The following is an 18843-nucleotide window of genomic DNA, read 5'->3' as shown; positions in this document are numbered from 1 at the left end:
ACCTTTTGTTAGGTTGCATGATGCTCCTTACTGCAAGTGCATCTGCCCAGAAGGTATCGTCTCCAGATGGTAACCTGAGTGTGGAGTTCTCGCTTACAGGCGATGGCGTTCCAACTTATCAAGTGTCATTCAAGGGAAAACAAGTCATCAAACCCAGTACATTGGGCATTGAGTTGGCTGAGGAGAACTCCTTGATGGATAAATTCCGCATCAACAAGACTTCTACATCTACCTTCGATGAGACATGGCAACCAGTATGGGGTGAGGAGAAAGAGATACGTAACCATTACAACGAACTTTTCGTTGAGATGGAGAAGCCTTCCAATGGTAGGTTTATGAATCTTCGTTTCCGTGTCTATAACGATGGTGTAGGTTTCCGCTATGAGTTTCCTCAGCAGCAGTTCCTTCCTTATTTCGTGGTCAAGGCAGAGCATACGCAGTTTGCGATGACTGGTGACCATAAGGCATGGTGGATTCCTGGTGATTATGATACTCAGGAATATGACTATACAGAATCAAAGCTTTCTGAAATCAGAGGTTTGTTGCAAGGAGCAGTGAGCAGCAATGCTTCGCAGACCATCTTCTCACCTACAGGTGTGCAGACCTCATTGCAGATGAAGACAGCTGATGGCATTTATCTCAATATCCATGAGGCTGCTTTGGTGGATTACTCTTGCATGCATTTGAATCTCGATGACAAGAACCTCGTGTTCACCTCTCAGCTTACCCCTGATGCACAAGGCAACATGGCTCACATGCAGACCCCATGCCATACTCCATGGCGTACCATCATGGTAGTGGATGATGCACGCAAGGTACTTGCCTCTCGCCTTATTCTCAATCTGAATGAGCCTTGCAAATATTCAGATACTTCATGGATCAAGCCTGTTAAGTACATTGGTGTTTGGTGGGAGATGATTGGTGGTGGCAAACAGTGGTCTTATACTAACGACCTACCATCTGTCAAATTGGGAGAAACCGACTATACCAAGGTAAAACCTCATGGTCAGCATCCTGCCAATACAGAGAATGTGAAGAAGTATATCGACTTTGCAGCCAAGAACGGATTCTCGCAGGTGCTTGTAGAGGGCTGGAACATTGGTTGGGAAGACTGGTTTGGCCACAGCAAGGACTATGTCTTCGATTTCCAGACTCCTTATCCTGATTTCGACATTAAGTATCTCAATGACTATGCTCACTCCAAGGGTGTGCGCTTGATGATGCACCATGAGACGTCAGCTTCTGTGCGTAATTATGAGCGTCATTTGGAGGCTGCCTATAACTTGATGAATAAGTATGGTTACAATTCGGTGAAGAGCGGATATGTAGGTAACATCATTCCTCGTGGCGAGCATCACTATGGTCAGTGGCTCAACAATCACTATCTTTATTGCGTAACCGAGGCTGCCAAGCACCATATCATGGTCAATGCTCATGAGGCTACTCGCCCAACAGGTCTTTGTCGTACCTATCCTAACTTGATAGGCAATGAATCGGCTCGTGGTACAGAGTATGAGTCTTTCGCAGGCAACAAGGCTTTCCATACCACTGTATTGCCTTTCACTCGTTTGCAAGGTGGTCCTATGGATTATACCCCTGGTATCTTGGAGGGCGATATGAACAGGATTGATCCAAGCAAGCATCATCATATCAACTCTACCTTGGCTCGTCAGTTGGCATTGTATGTTACGATGTACAGTCCATTGCAGATGGCAGCTGATATCCCAGAGAACTATGAGAAGTATGCAGATGCCTTCCAGTTTATCAAGGATGTAGCTATCGATTGGGATGAGAGTCGTTATCTTGAGGCTGAGCCTGGTCAGTATATTACCATTGCCCGCAAGGCTAAGGGCGAAGACAAGTGGTTTGTTGGTTGTACAGTGGGTGAGACTCCTCATCAGTCTACCCTGAAACTTGATTTCCTTACACCGGGCAAGAAGTATGTTGCTACAATCTATGCCGATGGCAAGAATGCAAGCTACAAAGCCAATCAGCAGTCATACGTCATCACTAAGCGTGTGGTAACCAATAAATCTACCCTTAAACTGAATGCTGGTGCAGGTGGTGGTTATGCCATCAGTCTCATGCAAAAGTAAAAAGATAGATATATTTTTCTCCCCATACCTATACCTTATTATATATAGGGGTATGGGGAGTTTATGTTCATCATCCTTATAAAATCGTTTTTATGAGAAAACCTTTACTCCTCTTCTTGCCTAAACGTATGATGGTGTTGGCATTGCCCCTCATGCTTTCCCTTTGTAGTTATGCTGCCACAGTTACTTCGCAGTTGTCTGTCAATATGAAAACCGACAAGGCTTGCTATGTACCAGGACAAACTGTTACGTTTGTGGCAGAAGGGAATATTCCTTCTTCGGCCAAGGTGCGTTATCGTTATGGTTCCCATGTGCTTCTTGTCCAAGACTTCTCAGAGGTGGCTAAGAGTAAGCAGTGGATTTGGTTGCCACCATCTGCCGATTATCAAGGTTATTTGGTGGAATTGTATACAGAGGGCAGTGGTGTGGAAAATATTCTTGGTACGATAGCCGTAGATGTTTCCAGCAATTGGAAACGTTTTCCACGTTACGGCTTTGTCGCTGACTTTGATAATTACAGCAGTACAGTCGATAAGAACGCCAACATCAAGAGCGAGATGGCATATCTCAATCGATTGCATATCAATGGTGTGCAATTCCAAGACTGGCAGTGGATGCACCATCGACCTGTAAAATTGAATGGTGATGGTTCGCTCACCCAATGGTATACCGATATTAGCAATCGATGGGTAGGCGTGGAATATGTCAAGAACTATATTGCCACACAACATGCTTACGGCATGAAATCCATCTTCTATAACCTTTGCTTTGGCGCATGGAAGGATGCTGCAAACGATGGTGTGAAGTCTCAGTGGGCTTTGATGAAGAAGGATGGTAATGGCAATTGTTATCAAGACTATCATGGACTCCCTTCTTCTTGGGCAAGCAATATCTATCTGCAAGTACCGGGCAATGGCGATTGGCAGCAATATATGGTGGAACGAAACAAGGAAGTGTATGGTAATTTTGATTTCGATGGTTTTCAGATAGACCAGTTGGGGTATCGTGGTACTGTGTATGACGCCAATCATCAAAAGGTAGATTTGCCTTCGGGTTATGGCTCATTCATTGATGCCATGAAGCAGGCTCATCCCGAGAAGTCCTTGATTATGAATGCAGTGTCGGGTTATGGAACAGAGCAAATCGTGAATAGAGATGTGGATTTCTGCTATAATGAGGTATGGGGCAATGGCAACGGTTATGGCGGAGCACCAGAAGACCAGTTTGCCAATCTCTATGACATCATCGCCACTAACGATCGCTTGAGCGACCATCAGCATCCCACGGTCTTTGCAGCCTATATCAATTACGACAAGGCTGACAATGGCGGCTCGGGCGACCACATGGTCAATACGCCTGGTGCCTTGCTTACCGATGCGGTGATGTTTGCCTTGGGAGGCTCTCACCTAGAGATGGGCGACCACATGCTCACTCGTGAGTATTTCCCAGCGGCTCCTTTGGCGATGAGCGATGAACTGAAGACTGCGCTCGTAAGGTATTACGATTTCCTGACAGCTTATCAGAATTGGTTGCGTGGCGTGTCTTCCAAGGCTGCTTATTCGGCTCATGTGAGTGTGAATGGCAATACGGTGAAGGCATGGCCTCCACAAGCAAACTCCATCGTGACGTTCGCCAAGACCGTGGGCAACAGTGATGTCGTTCATTTCCTCAACTTCTCCAACACCTCCGACCTTTCTTGGCGAGACCTCAATGGTACTCGCCAGAAACCAACCCGGAAGGACAACTTGGCTGTAACCATCCAAACCAACCGTAAGGTGTCTAAGCTATGGGTAGCCAGTCCAGACAGTCATGCTGGTGCGGTGCAAGAACTTTCGTTCGAGCAAATAGGCAATCAACTTACCTTTACGCTTCCTTCCCTGGAATATTGGACGATGGTGGTCATGGAAGGCGAGAGCCAGGTTTATCTGACGGGTGAGGCTGTGAAGAAAGATGGGTATGGAGCCTACGACCTATCGCAAGCCATACCTTTGAATAAGGCGAGTGGGAGCAACGTCTATAAAACCACGGTATATCTGAAAGGAAACGAGTTGTTCAAGTTTACTGATGGTCGTGATTGGGGATATTGCAAGAGCTATTGCTCGGAGTATGAGAATTATCAATTCAACTCCTATATTCAGTTGGCTCACCTCTCCACTTTTGGCAACGATTACAAGTTTTGTGTGCCAGAGTCGGGCTATTACGACATTACCATCAACCTGGATAGCATGCGAATTGTGGTAAAAAAAGCCGATCCCATGGCGATAGAAGGCGTAACGGCGGATGTCGCTGCCAACAAAGACCATGCTCCTTGGTATTCTTTGGCAGGTGATCGCGCTCCCAATCCTCATAAGGGTATCTATCAAATGCCGATCATGAATGGTGAGACGACGGGATAATATGGATTGCCAGTGGCAACTTGTGGCGCAAGCCGATATGCCTTGTCTGATAAAAGTTCGTTTGGTGGCTCTTTTGGGATAGTACAAATCACAATCTGACAACATACGATTGGTATTTTACAACGGCTCCATTATTGAAGGATGATTTTTCGGGTGAGGACTTGACTCAAAACTTGACTGATTATGATTGCTTGAGCTGTGGATACAACAAGTTGCCTAGTGGAGCTATTAATGCCAATGACTAATCATATTCTCGGTCAGTGGAACGTGATCAAATAAAATCTCTCTCTTCACGTACGTGCGCTCCATCCCTATGGCGTACGTCCGTTTTTATTCTCTGCGATGCTCCGAGAAATCGCAATATGTCTTCTTCTCTTGTCCTACATGTTACAATGCTGTTACAACTCGCAATATCTTTCCCAAATATTTCGGAATAAGCAGAAATCTTATTATATTTGCAACCGAAACGTAACAAACATTTCCACAAATACAAATGAATATGGATACAAGTCAATATCTTGTGATTTTTTTTCAGATTCTCGGTTCTTTAGCTTTGCTCATCTATGGTATGAAGGTGATGAGTGAGGCCTTGCAGAAGATGGCAGGATCTCAGTTGCGCCACATTTTGGGTGCTATGACAACCAACCGATTTACGGGAATGCTTACAGGTACCTTTATTACCTGTGCCGTTCAGAGCTCCTCTGCAACTACCGTTATGACGGTTTCTTTTGTAAATGCCGGTTTGCTGACTTTAGCCCAAGCTATTACCGTTATTATGGGTGCCAACATTGGTACCACGTTTACGGCATGGATTATGTCGCTGGGTTATAATGTAGATTTAACGATTGTCGTATTCCCAGCGTTCTTCCTCGGCATCATGCTGATTTATAGTAAGAAGCGCCGTTATTTCGGAGATTTCCTTTTTGGTATCGCCTTCCTCTTCTTCTCGCTCGTTCTGTTGAGTAGTGCGGGTAAGGCTCTTGATCTGGAACATAATCCGGCGGTTATCGATTTCTTTGGTTCCTTCGATACGAAGAGCCATTTTACGATTGTAGTCTTCCTCCTGATCGGTACACTTATAACCTGTATCGTACAGAGTTCGGCGGCTGTGATGGCTATAACTATCTTACTCTGTTCTACAGGCGTACTCCCTATCTATCTGGGTATTGCCTTGGTGATGGGTGAGAATATCGGAACTACCGCTACAGCCAATCTTGCCGCTTTGGGTGCCAATGCCCAGGCTCGTCGTGCAGCCTTGGCCCATCTGGTATTCAATGTCTTTGGTGTAATCTGGGTTCTCTGCCTGTTCTATCCATTTGTAGATTTCGTTTGCTCTATCGTGGGGTATGATCCTGATGGTGGTATGTCTGCGGCACAGAAGACGAAGTTGTTGCCAATTGTCCTGGCGATGTTCCATACCTGTTTCAATGTTTGTAACACGGGCGTTCTGATTTGGTTTATCCCACAGTTGGAAAAAGTTGTCTGCAAACTTATCAAGCCTAAGGCAGATAAGGAGGATGAAGATTTCCGTTTGCGCTTTATCCAGGCTGGCATCATGAAGACACCAGAACTTTCTGTCTTCGAGGCACAGCAGGAAATCGGCAGTTTCGGCGAGCGCATCCATCGTATGTTTGGTATGGTGAGAGAGTTGCTGGAAACTCAGGATTCCAAGACTTTCGACAAGCTCTATGAGCGTATTGAGAAGTATGAGGGTATTTCTGATAATATGGAGATTGAGATTGCCAAGTATCTTGATCAGGTGAGCGATGCTCATCTGAGTGATGATACCAAGGCGAAGATCCGTGCGATGTTGCGTGAGATTTCTGAAATCGAGAGTATTGGTGACAGTTGCTTTAATCTTGCCCGCACCATTAAGCGCAAGGGTGAAAACAAGGAGGAGTTTACTGCCAAGCAGAGTGAAAACATTCATCAGATGTTTAAGTTGGTAGATGAGGCGCTGACTCAGATGAACTATATGTTTGCTCATGAACGCCATTCTATCAATCTCAACCATACGTACAATATCGAGACTGAGATTAATAATTATCGTACTCAGTTGAGAAACCAGAACCTGGATGATGTGGATAACCATCTTTATACCTATGGTGTAGGTACATTGTATATGGATATCATTCAGGAATGCGAAAAACTGGGTGATTATGTGGTTAATGTCGCCGAGGCTCGCATGGGCGTCAGAACATCTGAGGCTGTGTAATGCAGAATATTATTGATAGAGAGAAAATAAAAGTAATAAAAGCAAACGGGGAAGTATCAATGGATGCTTCCCCGTTTGCTTTTGTTGTTTATATATTCAGAATGTTTTTACTTTTCCAATATTTTCTTCAGTTCCTTCATACCATCTGAAGCCCCTTTCATGATGTGCTCTATCTTGTAATATCCATTGGTGTTTACGGCACCTGGGTCTATCAGATAGATAGGAATGTGAGGCTTGGTATATGAAATCAGACCTGCAGCAGGATAAACGTTGAGTGAGGTTCCTATAATGACGAAGATATCGGCTTGCTGTACAGCTTCGGCTGCCGGCTCAATCATAGGAACGCTTTCGCCGAAGAAAACGATAAATGGGCGCAACAGGCTTCCATCTCCAGCTTCGGTTCCCGGCTTTACCTCGCAGTCATCCTCGGGTAATTCCTTGATGTAGCGATAGTCGTAAGGGTCGCGTGAAGAGCAAACCTTTGATAGTTCGCCATGCAGATGGATTACATTCTTGGAACCTGCTTTCTCATGCAGATTATCTACATTCTGGGTGATTACCGTCACATCGAAGTCTTTTTCCAGTTCCTTGATAAGTTTATGCCCCTCGTTAGGTTGCGCAGCATAGAGTTTATGGCGCAACATATTGTAGAAGTTTGTTACTAGGGTAGGGGCAGCTTCCCATCCTTCATGGGTAGCTATCTGTTCTACAGGATAGTTTTCCCATAATCCATCATTGCCACGGAAAGTTTTGAAACCACTCTCCACAGACATGCCTGCACCGGTTAAAAATACGAGTTTCTTCATCTTATCACGTTTTAATTATTCATATTTTCTTAATCTTTTTATTAAGAATGCACAAATTTAGCAATTTTTCTGCAAATAACATCGTTTTAAGCGAGAAAAATGTTATCTTTGCACTCGTTTTAAGGACAAAAAGTACATTTTAAGATTATTAATACATTTTTATAAATAAATTTTATGGATAAAGTAAGTTATGCTTTGGGCATCGGCATCGGTCGCCAGTTGGCTTCTATGGGTGCAGAGAGTTTGAATATTGATGATTTTGCACAGGCTGTAAAGGATGCCATCGCCGGTAAGCTTCAGCTCGGCGAGCAGGAAGCTCAGGAGTTGGTACAGAACTTCTTTGCAGAGCAGGAGGCTAAGGCTCAGGCTGCTGCTGCCGAGAAGGGCAAGGTTGCTAAGGAAGCTGGTGAGAAGTTCCTCGCCGAGAACGGCAAGAAGGACGGTATCATCACTACTAAGAGCGGTTTGCAGTATCAGGTTTTGCGTGAAGGTAATGGCAAGGCTCCTAAGGCTACCGATCAGGTTGAGTGCCACTATGAGGGAACGCTTATCGACGGTACTAAGTTTGACAGTTCTTACGACCGTGGTCAGACTGCTACCTTCCCATTGAACCAGGTTATCGCTGGTTGGACAGAGGGTCTTCAGCTCATGACCGAGGGTGCCAAGTTCCGTTTCTTCATCCCTTATCAGTTGGGTTATGGTGAGCGTGGTGCAGGTGCATCTATCCCTCCATTCTCAGCATTGATTTTCGATGTTGAACTCGTTTCCGTTAAGTAATCTGTTAGTAGATATATTTAAATGAAGTAAAGGCAATCCTGGAATATAATAGATAAAAATAAAGATTTAAAATATAAATAAGAAAATGAAAAAGTTATTTTTCGGAGCCCTCGTGGCTTGTGCTGCTGCTACATTCGTAGGTTGTGGCAATTCTACTCCTAAGGCAGATCTCAAGACTGATGTAGATACTATGAGCTATGCTATGGGTATGTCTCAGACTCAGGGTCTGAAGGAGTTTATGGTAGAGCGCATGGGCGTTGATACTGCTTACATGGATGATTTCATCAAGGGTCTTAACGATGGTGCCAACGCTGGTGACGACAAGAAGAAGGCTGCTTACTATGCAGGTATCCAGATTGGTCAGCAGATCAGCAACCAGATGGTTAAGGGCATCAACCACGAGGTATTCGGTGAGGATTCTACAAAGTCTATCTCTCTGAAGAACTTCATGGCTGGTTTCATCACAGGTACTACTGGCAAGAAGGGCTTGATGACTGTTGAGCAGGCTGCTCAGATAGCTCAGGCTAAGATGATGGCTATCAAGGCTAAGAACATGGAGAAGGAATATGGTCCTAACAAGGTTGCTGGTGAGAAGTTCCTCGCTGCCAACAAGAAGAAGCCAGGAGTTGTTACTCTGCCTTCAGGTGTTCAGTACAAGGTAATCAAGGAGGGTAACGGCCCTATGCCAAAGGATACTTCTATGGTTAAGGTTAACTACGAGGGTAAGACAATCGACGGCAAGGTATTCGATTCTTCTTTCAAGCGTGGTCAGGCCGTAGATCTCCGTGCTAACCAGGTTATCAAGGGTTGGACTGATGCTTTGGTTCACATGCCAGCAGGTTCTGTTTGGGAGGTTTACATTCCTCAGCAGTTGGCTTATGGTGAGCGCGAGCAGGGTCAGATCAAGCCATTCTCTGTATTGATCTTCAAGATTGAGTTGATTTCAGTAGGTGGCAAGTAATTTTTGTGGGAACTCATTTTTATAGAGGACTTTATAAATGAAGAAAATATTAATGACAGCACTCGTCCTCGTGGCGGGTGCTTCTTTGTTTACAGCTAGTGCTGCAAGCAAGAAGAAGGTTAAGAAGGCGGCTGCTCTTGTTGAGTTGAAATCATCAGCCGATTCTTTGAGTTATGTAGCTGGTATGAATGCCACTCGTGGTCTGATTCCTTATATCCAGCAGAGTTTTCAGGTAGATACTGCCTATATGGAGAATTTCCTTCGTGGTTACAAGGATGCGCTTGCCATGGGAATCAATCCTAAGACCGTAGCTTATTCTGCAGGTATGGAGGTTGCCAAACTGGTAGAGAAGCGCGTATATCCTGGCACAAAGGAAGAGTTGAAGAGTACAGGCGATTCTATCAGCCATGCTATGTTCCAGAATGGTTTTATCGCAGCTTTGGCTAATGATACAACATTCTTTACTACTAAGGCTGCTGCCGATTTCCAGAAGGAAGCTTTGGCTGGTGCCGGCGAGAAGTTCCTTGCTGCTAATGCCAAGAAATCTGGTGTAAAGGTGTTGCCTAGCGGTTTGCAGTATAAGGTGATTACCGAAGGTCATGGCGAAGTGCCTAAGGCAAGCGATGAGGTAGAGGTTATCTACGAGGGTCGTCTGATTGATGGTACCGTTTTTGATGCTACATCCAAGCATGGTGGCAGCAAGACTGACAAGTTCCGTGCCAACGGATTGATCAAGGGTTGGACCGAGGCGCTTACTCTGATGCCTGTGGGCAGTAAGTGGCAGGTTTACATTCCTTACGAGTTGGCTTACGGCGAGCGTCAGGCTGGTCAGATTCCTCCATACTCTACTTTGGTGTTCGATCTTGAGCTGGTTAGCATCGTAAAGCCTGAGGTTAAGGCTGAGCCTGCTGGCGAATTGAAGGAAGATGTAGCCGTAGGAGCAGAGAAGAAGGTGGCAAAAGCGCCAGCTAAGTCTGCTGCCAAGAAAGCTGCGCATTCAAAGAAGAGAAAGTAATTACTGAAATTCATTTCAACAAGTAATTACTACTAAAATATAATAAGGTAAGAGCCAAGGATAGAGTGTTATCTTTGGCTCTTTTTGACGGGTGATAAAGTGGTGAAACCTTTGCGTGATCATTACTTCTCCGAGGTTATCAGATAAGCGTATGATTTTTCTACTAAAAGTAGTAAGATGCCAAGGTCTTTAACATTTCAATAGTTTTTTTGCCTAAAATCAAAGACTATAAAAGCGGTCTATCAATTTCTTGCGATAGAAGCGTCCTACCCTTACATAGCTTATGTTATCAAACGGCGGATAGAAGTGGCATACGTTGTCAACCACCTCTATCAGATAATTCATATTGATGATAAACTTTTGGTTGACTTGTATAAACTGCTTGTCCACTTCCAGGAGGGCATCACCCTTGATGGTTCGCTTCAGACGGACGGGAGCTTTGCTGCCCGCTACCACAGCCTCCCAGCAACGCACTTCATGATTATACTGAAAGAGAGCGATGTCGCGCTTGTCAACCAGTTTGAAATCTATGGTATTGGTATAGAGCAGAAACTTGCCGTTGTCGGACATGAGTTTGTCCTTATCCTGCCCGACGGATTGTGGGGTTGGTAAAAGGGGATGTTCGGCAAGTCGCTGCATAATGATGTCCAACTCCTTGTCATCAATAGGCTTCAGAAGTACATCGAAGGCTTTCTTTCTGAAAGCTGGCAACACAAACTCATCGTAAGCTGTATACATTACCACCCTGCAACGGCCATGGGTAAAGAAATCCAGTCTGTCCAGGAAATCCAAACCGGAAATATCGGGCAACTGCACGTCAAGGAAGAGCAAGTCGGGCTGTAACTCGCTCACCCTCGCCAGGCCGTCTAGTCCGGAGTGCTCTACTGCCACCACTTCTACCTCGGAGAATCTGGCCAGCCTTTCGTTCAGGTCTTTGACTGCCTGCTTATTGTCGTCTATAATGATTGTTCTCATCTTGCGGTTCTTTTGTCAAATAAATAGTTTGATATTATCTGGAATAACTATCGTTGCCACACATCCTACGGCTTTTCCATTTTCCTGTTCATTATTGAGCGAGAAGTTCATCTTGTTCTTATTTCGCTCGTTGACGATGACGATAGTTTGGGTGATGACGTTCAGTCCGGTGCGCTTCTTTCCCACACTACGGATGTCAAATCCCGGTCCATTGTCTCTGACCTTGATACAGGTGTTCTTTCCTTCCTTGCTTATCCCGATATGGATAATCTTATGTCCATCCCATCCTTTCAGACCATGCACGAAAGCATTCTCCACGAGAATCTGCACAAACATGGAAGGGATGCGCACCTGATCTATATTCACACTTTCGGCAATATTGATAGCAAACTCGAAGTCATCGCCCACCAGCTGTTTCTCCACATCAACATACCGTTTCACGAAGTCCAACTCTTCGCGCAACGTCACATCCAGACGGCACGACAGGTCGAGGTTAGCTCTTATCAACTTTGTCAGGTCAAGCAAGTCATTGGCATCATGCTCATCCGATTTCAATATTTTACCATTAAGCACATTAAACACGAAATGTGGAGAAATACGGTTGCGCACACAAGCTAGCCTCAACTGCATGTTGCGCATTTTATCTTGCGCATTTCGCTTGCGGGAGCGCATGACAAGAAGAGCAAAGATCAGGATGATGACAACGACTAGCGATACTGCTGCCACCGTGATGGCATAGGCACGCTGGACAACAGCATTCTTATGCTCCATCTCCAGGTTATGGTGCAAACGAATGGTATCTTGCGCAAATCGATCCATGATTTCTGATGCACGCATCTTGATGCGGTTATGCTCTAGGGAGTCGTTCTGTTGGACATCCGTCCTCAGATTATCGTAGGCTCCCCGATAATCGCCTATAGCCTCATAATACTTGCGAAGATAACGGTTACGAATCTGGCGAAGACTAAACTCCATACTATCTGACCCCTTCTCGTGTGACAAGATATCCTTGACCTTTGCCATATTCCCCTGCTTTACCGCCTGTCCGATACGGATAGAATTGACATAATAAATAGATACCTCATTACCCTCAAATCCGCAACCTATAGGGTTTAGTGGGATTTTGCTTGCAAAGCGACAAAATTCATTTTATTGTACATATTTCTTGCACAACAGAAATGTCGCAGACACAAAATCCCCTTACCCCATAAAGCGACTTGAGGTAATACGCTGGTTTAACCAGAAAAGCATGGTCTTTAACCAAAGTCTGTCTTGAACAGGTTGGCATAAGCATTGTTGTCTGAGTAAATGTTCAATACATGCCTACGTGATGTCTTAATCCATTTCGCAGGAACAGAGATGAACTTGAAAACAAAGGTCTTGATTCTGCTGGTGGCACGCAATCCAAATTCATGGGTTTTCAATCTCTGCATAATAGCTTTGTAGAAGTTTCTGATGAGAGCTGTCATAAGCAGGAATACAGTATTCTGTGCCATGAACGATTTTGGCAATCGATTCCAGCCAAAGCCATTGTTCATGTCATCGAAGATGCGTTCCTTGCCACCACGAAGATTGTAGAATTCCACGATGTCTCTTGCACTCGACTTGTAATCGTTAGTCAGTATACATCTGTAGGTATATTCGCCTTCCCAAATGTCAAGGTCTCCATCTATTCGCCTTTGTCTCTGTATGACAAGACGATACGGTTTTCCTTTCCATTTCTCAACAAGGATAGAATTCAACTCAAACTCAATACCGTTGATTTCAACAGTTTTCCATCCAGTTAAGGCAAACATGGAATCGTAGAAAGAAGAGCATCTGTTGGCACGAATATAAAAATGCCTGCAATGAGCCTCTACCATATCTACGATTTCCTCCGAACATGAGCCGCAATCCATGCGGGCACGAGAAATATATATTTCCGAAGCCTCCAATCGCTTGAAGATTCTTTCCAAAGTTTCTTTTTGGTTGAAGCGTACGTTTGTGTTGCCGTCTCTATTTTCAATACCAACAATCATGTCGTTAATGACAGCTACGCCTGGACTATAGCCCAAGAACTTCTTGTAGGTTGGTTTTGCATCATACTTCTCTGTTTCAATGAACTGATGGTCAAAGTCAAAATCATACTCTTGACCGGATTTCAATTGACCAGTAGCAAGCAGGGCATTGACCAGTAAGCAGTTCATCTTGTCTGCAGTATTGAAATCATAGGATTTGCCAGAAGCAGACTTATAGGTGATGCTCTTAAAAGTCAGTTCTTCGATAGCACGTAATATGGTGTCTGCGCTGCAAGTGCGAAGAGTTGGATGAAGAGACAAATGTTTCATCAGGTGAGTTGTAACATCCTCAATGCATGAGCCACCACAAAGATATACGCACATCAGAGAGCGTAGAATCTCGCTATATTGATAACCAAACATAGTGCATCTCAATCCCAAGGTGGAATCTATGGTTTGAGCTAAAAGAGCATCAAATTGCTCCATAATCGAAAAAATTCCCCCAAAAGGAGTGAGTTTCTCAGATTTTATTTGTATCTTTGCCATGTCATATTAGAGTTTTGCTTGTCTTCTTTTCGCAACACTAAGGTAAGTGAAAATTCTGACATGGCAAAATCCTGGGTAACTTTTTTGTTGCTCAGGCACTTATAAATAATATTAAACTATAGTGTTGCGGAATTAAGGTAAAATACTTATTTTTGCCATAAAAAGAGAGTTTTAACGGAATATAGAAGATGAAAAGATTTGTTTGGTGTATATGCCTGCTGTTGGTCGTACTGTTGGGTTGCCAACGACCTGCGGAATCGGGTAAGACAGAAGAAGAACGAAAAGTGTTAGCTTGCATTGATGACTCAGTGGAAGCCATGTCGGTTCATGCTCCTGAAATTATAAAGAAAGCCTTGGCTTCGGCAACGGATAGCCTGACTTATTATGAATATTATATTCGCAAGGCAAAGTACTTCTGTCTGTCTGCCACCCCAGACTCGATGTATCCCATCTTGGATCAAACCATATCTTATTGCAAACTCCAGCCAGCTACAGAACGCCGTAACTCTCTATTGGCATACGCATACAATTGCAAGGCTATTGCTTATCATAATTATCGCAAGAATCCGGATGAGGTGATAAGACTCTATAAAGACGCCACAACCTTGTTGGCTAACAGCGATGCTAAAGACCAGATGCCTAAGGTTTGTGCCAATCTGGGCGATGCTTATATCTTCAAGAGTCAGTTGCCTGAGGCTGCGGCGTGTTATCGGCGTGCCCTGTTTCTGGTAGACTCGCTCGGGTTGCCGTCTAGTGAGAACATCACACTCTATCTCGGACTTGCCACCATCTATCTGCAACTCAACGATTTTGATACCTCGCTGAAGTATTATCAGCAGACAGAGAAGTATTTCTCGCAGATGTCTGTAGGCATGCAGGCTTATTACCTCAATAACTATGGCAACTACTATTATTATACCAAGAACTACAAGGCATCTCTCCAGAAGTTTCTTGCCATGAAGGCTTTTCTCGAGAAACATCATAAGACAGATACCTTCGATATGTACCTCTGCAAGCTCAATCTCGCAGATGTATATCTCAATTTGGACAAAGTGGCGCTATCCGAGAAGTATCTCGCCGAGATAGAACCCTGGTTTGCCGAAAATGGTAATCCTTAATTCCGCAACACTATAATTTAACTTTATTTATAAGTTCCTGAGCAACAAAAAGTTGCCCAGGATTTTGCCATGTCAGAATTTTCACTTATCTTAGTGTTGCAAAAAGAAAACAAGCAAAACTCTAATATGACATGGCAAAAATACAAATTAAATCTGAGAAACTCACACCTTTTGGAGGAATTTTTTCAATCATGGAGAAATTTGACTCCATGCTTTCACCCGTTATCGACTCAACACTGGGTCAGAGATGCAGCAGTATCTTCGGATATCAGTTCAGCGAGATAGTCCGTTCGCTGATGAGCGTTTATTTCTGTGGCGGCTCATGCGTGGAAGATGTAACGTCACAACTGATGCGCCATCTCTCGTATCATCCTACCCTTCGTACATGCAGCTCTGATACCATCCTCAGAGCCATCAAGGAACTGACACAGGAAAACATCTCCTATACTTCCGACCAAGGCAAGACCTATGATTTCAATACTGCAGACAAACTCAACACATTGCTTATAAACGCTTTGGTTTCTACAGGCGAGTTGAAGGAAATTGAGGAATACGATGTTGACTTTGACCATCAGTTCCTTGAAACGGAGAAGTATGATGCAAAACCGACCTACAAAAAGTTCCTCGGCTACAGGCCTGGCGTATATGTTATCGGTGACAAGATAGTCTATATCGAGAACAGCGATGGTAACACGAATGTGCGTTTTCATCAGGCAGACACCCATAAGAGATTCTTCGCTCTTCTGGAATCCCAGAACATCCGTGTAAATCGCTTCAGGGCAGACTGCGGTTCCTGCTCGAAGGAAATCGTCAGTGAGATAGAGAAGCATTGCAAACATTTCTACATCCGTGCCAACCGATGCAGTTCGCTCTACAATGACATCTTTGCTCTGAGAGGATGGAAGACGGAGGAGATTAACGGCATCCAGTTCGAACTCAATTCCATTCTCGTTGAGAAATGGGAAGGCAAGTGCTATCGTCTTGTCATCCAGAGACAAAGACGCAACAGTGGCGACCTTGACCTGTGGGAAGGCGAATACACTTACCGTTGTATTCTGACCAACGATTACAAGTCATCGACAAGGGACATTGTTGAATTCTACAATCTGCGTGGCGGCAAGGAACGTATCTTTGACGACATGAACAACGGATTCGGTTGGAGCAGGCTCCCCAAGTCATTCATGGCGGAGAATACTGTCTTTCTTCTGCTTACTGCATTGATACACAATTTCTACAAGACCATCATGAGCAGGCTTGACACCAAGGCTTTTGGGCTCAAGAAAACGAGTCGCATAAAGGCTTTTGTCTTCAGATTCATCTCCGTACCTGCCAAGTGGATCATGACTGCAAGGCAATACGTGCTGAATATCTACACAGAGAACCGAGCTTATGCAAAACCCTTCAAAACAGAATTCGGATAAGAATCCTTTCTTTCCGGTTTGAATCTGCGTATTACCTCAAGTCGCATCGTGGGGTAAGGGGATGGTGGCTACATATTGATGTTGTGCTGTTGCTTTTTACTGAAAGCTGCTACTAACGACTCATAAATCTACCCTTAATCGTGTATTGGATGATAGTTGCGGATTTTAGGGGTATAAGAAATCTTGAATGGATTGTAGGAGAAAATATAATCATCATTACCATAGGCTCTACACTTTGTGATTTTTCCTTCCGAGTTGTAGCTGAAAGTATTGTCACCTACAGAAGTAATATAAAGTTTCTCACCATCGCTGCCAGTTATCTGACCTGCGGTATCACTTCCTCCAACCGAAGGGGTAAAGCCATCGTCATCACTGCTGCATGAAGTAAAGAAGAAAGGTAATGCCATCAAAAGCATACCTATATAATAAAGAGGTAATTTCGCTGTTTTCATGATTCTAAGTTTTTTAATGATTGTAATAATAAGAGGGATGCAATATCCTTATAGCAAATATTGCATCCCCTTTTATCAAGGTTCAACGATGTATTATTAGAAATTATAACCTACGCTGAACATCCAGTTCTTGTTCTTCAACTTGCCATCGCCAGAGTTCTTGGCTATATTAGAGAAGCCAAACTCATAAGCTGCACCGATGTAATAGTTCTTAGCAATTGTCAAGCCAGCACCAATCTGCAGACCACAATCAAAACGTTTCCAATCTGCACCCTTATCGCCGAAGCAATCCCACTTGTCTTCGTCACCTTCATCTGTTTCCTTAATCTTACCACCTACACCATAAGCGAAGTAAGGACCAACATTAATCTGCAACTGAGCAGCATCGCTAAAGTTGTAACGATAAGAAGCCAATACAGGAATTTCCAAGTACATTGGATTTGCTGTCAACTCATAGTCTCCTTCTTTCTCCTTGTAACCCTTGTTCTGGAGATAAAGACCAGTCTGGACATAAAGACTCTCCATCATAGGAATATCTGCGATAATGCCTACATGCCAATTAGTTTTATTGTCTGTAGAAACGGTCACGTTGTCTTCTTCATAGGCCATACCTGCCATGTTGAGACCGGCACGGATACCAAACTGAACGCCGCCATCAGCCTTCTCTGTTGAGAAGAATGAAGAAGATGAGCTACTTGCACGCTGTGCTGAAGCTGTAAGAGCGCAGAATGCGCAAACTGCTACAATAATAATTTTTTTCATAATCTTAAAAAGTTTATATGATTAATACTCATAGATTTACAAATAGATAGACTACATACTGAAATCCATGCGCCATACATTATAGTTCTTTTCTGCTGAGCCACGCTGAGACAGGAAGAAGATACTCTTTCCGTCTGGTGACCAAACTGGCGACAAATCGTTACCTGGATGGTAAGTAAGCTGAGTAAGCTGGGTACCATCGGTGCGAACTACAAATATGTCAGTATTGTCAATCTTCTCTTTTTCAGACCTGCTAGATCCTGTAACCAACAGCCATTTGCCATCAGGTGATAACTGAGGCGTACTGAAGCTCTTGCCTGGCTGGGAAAGGATAACTTCCTCCACACCCGTCTTGAAGTTTACACGCCAAATTTCACTTTCCTTGTTCGTTGTAAAACGGGCGCAATAGATGGCATCCAGATCATTAGGAATAAGACAAGCCGTCATACCTCTACTATAATTGGAGAAAAGGTTGGTCTTGCGATCATAACTCCAAAGGCTATAAGATGCATATCCCTCTCCACGATGGAAATAAATTGTGTTTCCATCTTTACTGATTACACCGCCGAAGTCATTGTCTGTTCCGTTTGAAATCTGACGTACCACAGTACCCTGATTGGCATCTACCAGATACACGCCATGATGATTGCCTCTCACCTCAGTAAAGCACAGGGTCTTGCCATCAGGACTCCAAGTGAAGCCCTCTACGTTTGTACGGAATGTGCGCTGTACACTGGCGCCACCTTTAGCAGCATTCTTAATCATGATGTTGGTGGTTCCATTCTTTTCGTTGATGTAACCTATGCGTCTTCCATCAGGAGATACGCCAATTTGAGGAATTACCCACCAATCGATGGTATTGGTCTTGCGAGAGCCAAAGACGCCAGATGTCTTACCCACGATATTACCTTTATAATCAGCTACGCAGTCAGCGTCATCTGTGATTTTTTCGAACTTCACACCACCCTCCTCTGGTACGAAGACGAGGGAAAAATCAAATTTCACCTTTGCATCTACACCTACTGACAATAAGAGTAAAGATGCTAAAAGCCAATAACTTTTCTTTTCCAGCAATTTCATATTCTATAATTTTAACTTATTATATTATTTTTTTTCTGTTTGCAAAGGTAAATAAAATATTTTGATCTCACAAACAGCAAAAATCGCATCCATGCCTATTCGTCAGTATAGCGTGATTAACCATCTAAAATTAATGCCTATTTGCTAGAAAATAAAGAGGTTAGAGACCCCTACCAATAGGATCTCCGACCTCTTTATATAATATATTATGAGATTTTTTTGCGTT

The 18843-nt window shown here is 43.9% G+C and carries 15 protein-coding genes; 8 read left to right on the top strand and 7 right to left on the bottom strand.

Going from position 1 to position 18843, the window contains the following annotated elements:
- Positions 1–17 precede the first annotated feature (17 nt).
- The 3 genes from FO447_RS11990 to FO447_RS11980 all read left to right on the top strand — a co-directional run bounded on the left by FO447_RS11990 (position 18) and on the right by FO447_RS11980 (position 6707).
- Positions 18–2096, top strand: a complete 2079-nt coding sequence (locus FO447_RS11990; RefSeq protein WP_228112675.1) for a glycoside hydrolase family 97 protein — start codon at positions 18–20, stop codon at positions 2094–2096.
- A 92-nt stretch (positions 2097–2188) separates the two neighbouring features.
- Positions 2189–4492, top strand: coding sequence for a glycoside hydrolase family 66 protein (locus FO447_RS11985; RefSeq protein WP_200756511.1), 2304 nt, complete (start codon positions 2189–2191; stop codon positions 4490–4492).
- A 499-nt stretch (positions 4493–4991) separates the two neighbouring features.
- Positions 4992–6707: a Na/Pi cotransporter family protein gene (locus tag FO447_RS11980; RefSeq protein ID WP_200756509.1), complete on the top strand. Its 1716-nt coding sequence runs from the start codon at positions 4992–4994 to the stop codon at positions 6705–6707.
- Between the two features lie 107 nt (positions 6708–6814).
- Here the strand turns inward: FO447_RS11980 and FO447_RS11975 are convergent, their stop codons facing one another.
- Positions 6815–7513, bottom strand: coding sequence for an SIR2 family NAD-dependent protein deacylase (locus FO447_RS11975; RefSeq protein ID WP_200756507.1), 699 nt, complete (start codon positions 7511–7513; stop codon positions 6815–6817).
- Between the two features lie 174 nt (positions 7514–7687).
- On the opposite strand from FO447_RS11975, the gene FO447_RS11970 reads away from it, so the two are divergent.
- The 3 genes from FO447_RS11970 (at position 7688) to FO447_RS11960 (ending at position 10266) form a co-directional block, all read left to right on the top strand.
- On the top strand, positions 7688–8290 hold the full coding sequence (locus tag FO447_RS11970; RefSeq protein WP_200756506.1) for an FKBP-type peptidyl-prolyl cis-trans isomerase: 603 nt from the start codon (positions 7688–7690) through the stop codon (positions 8288–8290).
- Between the two features lie 85 nt (positions 8291–8375).
- On the top strand, positions 8376–9251 hold the full coding sequence (locus FO447_RS11965) for an FKBP-type peptidyl-prolyl cis-trans isomerase (RefSeq protein ID WP_117587468.1): 876 nt from the start codon (positions 8376–8378) through the stop codon (positions 9249–9251).
- 37 nt (positions 9252–9288) lie between these two features.
- Complete coding sequence (locus tag FO447_RS11960) at positions 9289–10266, top strand: FKBP-type peptidyl-prolyl cis-trans isomerase (protein ID WP_200756504.1); 978 nt, start codon at positions 9289–9291, stop codon at positions 10264–10266.
- 219 nt (positions 10267–10485) lie between these two features.
- Here FO447_RS11960 and FO447_RS11955 read toward each other — a convergent pair whose 3' ends face one another.
- The 3 genes from FO447_RS11955 to FO447_RS11945 form a co-directional block, all read right to left on the bottom strand.
- The gene (locus tag FO447_RS11955; protein ID WP_200756502.1) at positions 10486–11241 is read right to left on the bottom strand and encodes a LytR/AlgR family response regulator transcription factor; all 756 of its coding nucleotides are present in this window, start codon (positions 11239–11241) and stop codon (positions 10486–10488) included.
- 15 nt (positions 11242–11256) lie between these two features.
- Entirely contained in the window at positions 11257–12264 is a 1008-nt protein-coding gene (locus FO447_RS11950; RefSeq protein ID WP_200756501.1) for a sensor histidine kinase, read from the bottom strand.
- Positions 12265–12497: 233 nt separating this feature from the next.
- Positions 12498–13784, bottom strand: a complete 1287-nt coding sequence (locus FO447_RS11945; protein WP_200756500.1) for an IS1380 family transposase — start codon at positions 13782–13784, stop codon at positions 12498–12500.
- Positions 13785–13972: 188 nt separating this feature from the next.
- On the opposite strand from FO447_RS11945, the gene FO447_RS11940 reads away from it, so the two are divergent.
- Both FO447_RS11940 and FO447_RS11935 read left to right on the top strand, forming a co-directional pair.
- Entirely contained in the window at positions 13973–14902 is a 930-nt protein-coding gene (locus FO447_RS11940) for a tetratricopeptide repeat protein (RefSeq protein WP_200756499.1), read from the top strand.
- A gap of 131 nt (positions 14903–15033) precedes the next feature.
- Positions 15034–16323 (top strand): IS1380-like element IS612 family transposase, encoded by a 1290-nt coding sequence (locus FO447_RS11935; RefSeq protein WP_005814044.1) that lies wholly within the window; start codon positions 15034–15036, stop codon positions 16321–16323.
- A gap of 134 nt (positions 16324–16457) precedes the next feature.
- Here the strand turns inward: FO447_RS11935 and FO447_RS11930 are convergent, their stop codons facing one another.
- The 3 genes from FO447_RS11930 to FO447_RS11920 all read right to left on the bottom strand — a co-directional run bounded on the left by FO447_RS11930 (position 16458) and on the right by FO447_RS11920 (position 18617).
- Entirely contained in the window at positions 16458–16775 is a 318-nt protein-coding gene (locus FO447_RS11930; protein WP_200756498.1) for a hypothetical protein, read from the bottom strand.
- Positions 16776–16871: 96 nt separating this feature from the next.
- Complete coding sequence (locus FO447_RS11925; protein ID WP_200756497.1) at positions 16872–17537, bottom strand: porin family protein; 666 nt, start codon at positions 17535–17537, stop codon at positions 16872–16874.
- Positions 17538–17588: 51 nt separating this feature from the next.
- Complete coding sequence (locus FO447_RS11920; RefSeq protein ID WP_117587462.1) at positions 17589–18617, bottom strand: PD40 domain-containing protein; 1029 nt, start codon at positions 18615–18617, stop codon at positions 17589–17591.
- Between the last annotated feature and the right edge of the window lie 226 nt (positions 18618–18843).

The sequence above is a fragment of the Segatella copri genome, assembly GCF_015074785.1.
GTDB lineage: Bacteria > Bacteroidota > Bacteroidia > Bacteroidales > Bacteroidaceae > Prevotella.
The sequence above is the reverse complement of the archived record's forward strand: the minus strand, read 5'-3'. Positions and strand labels throughout refer to the sequence as shown.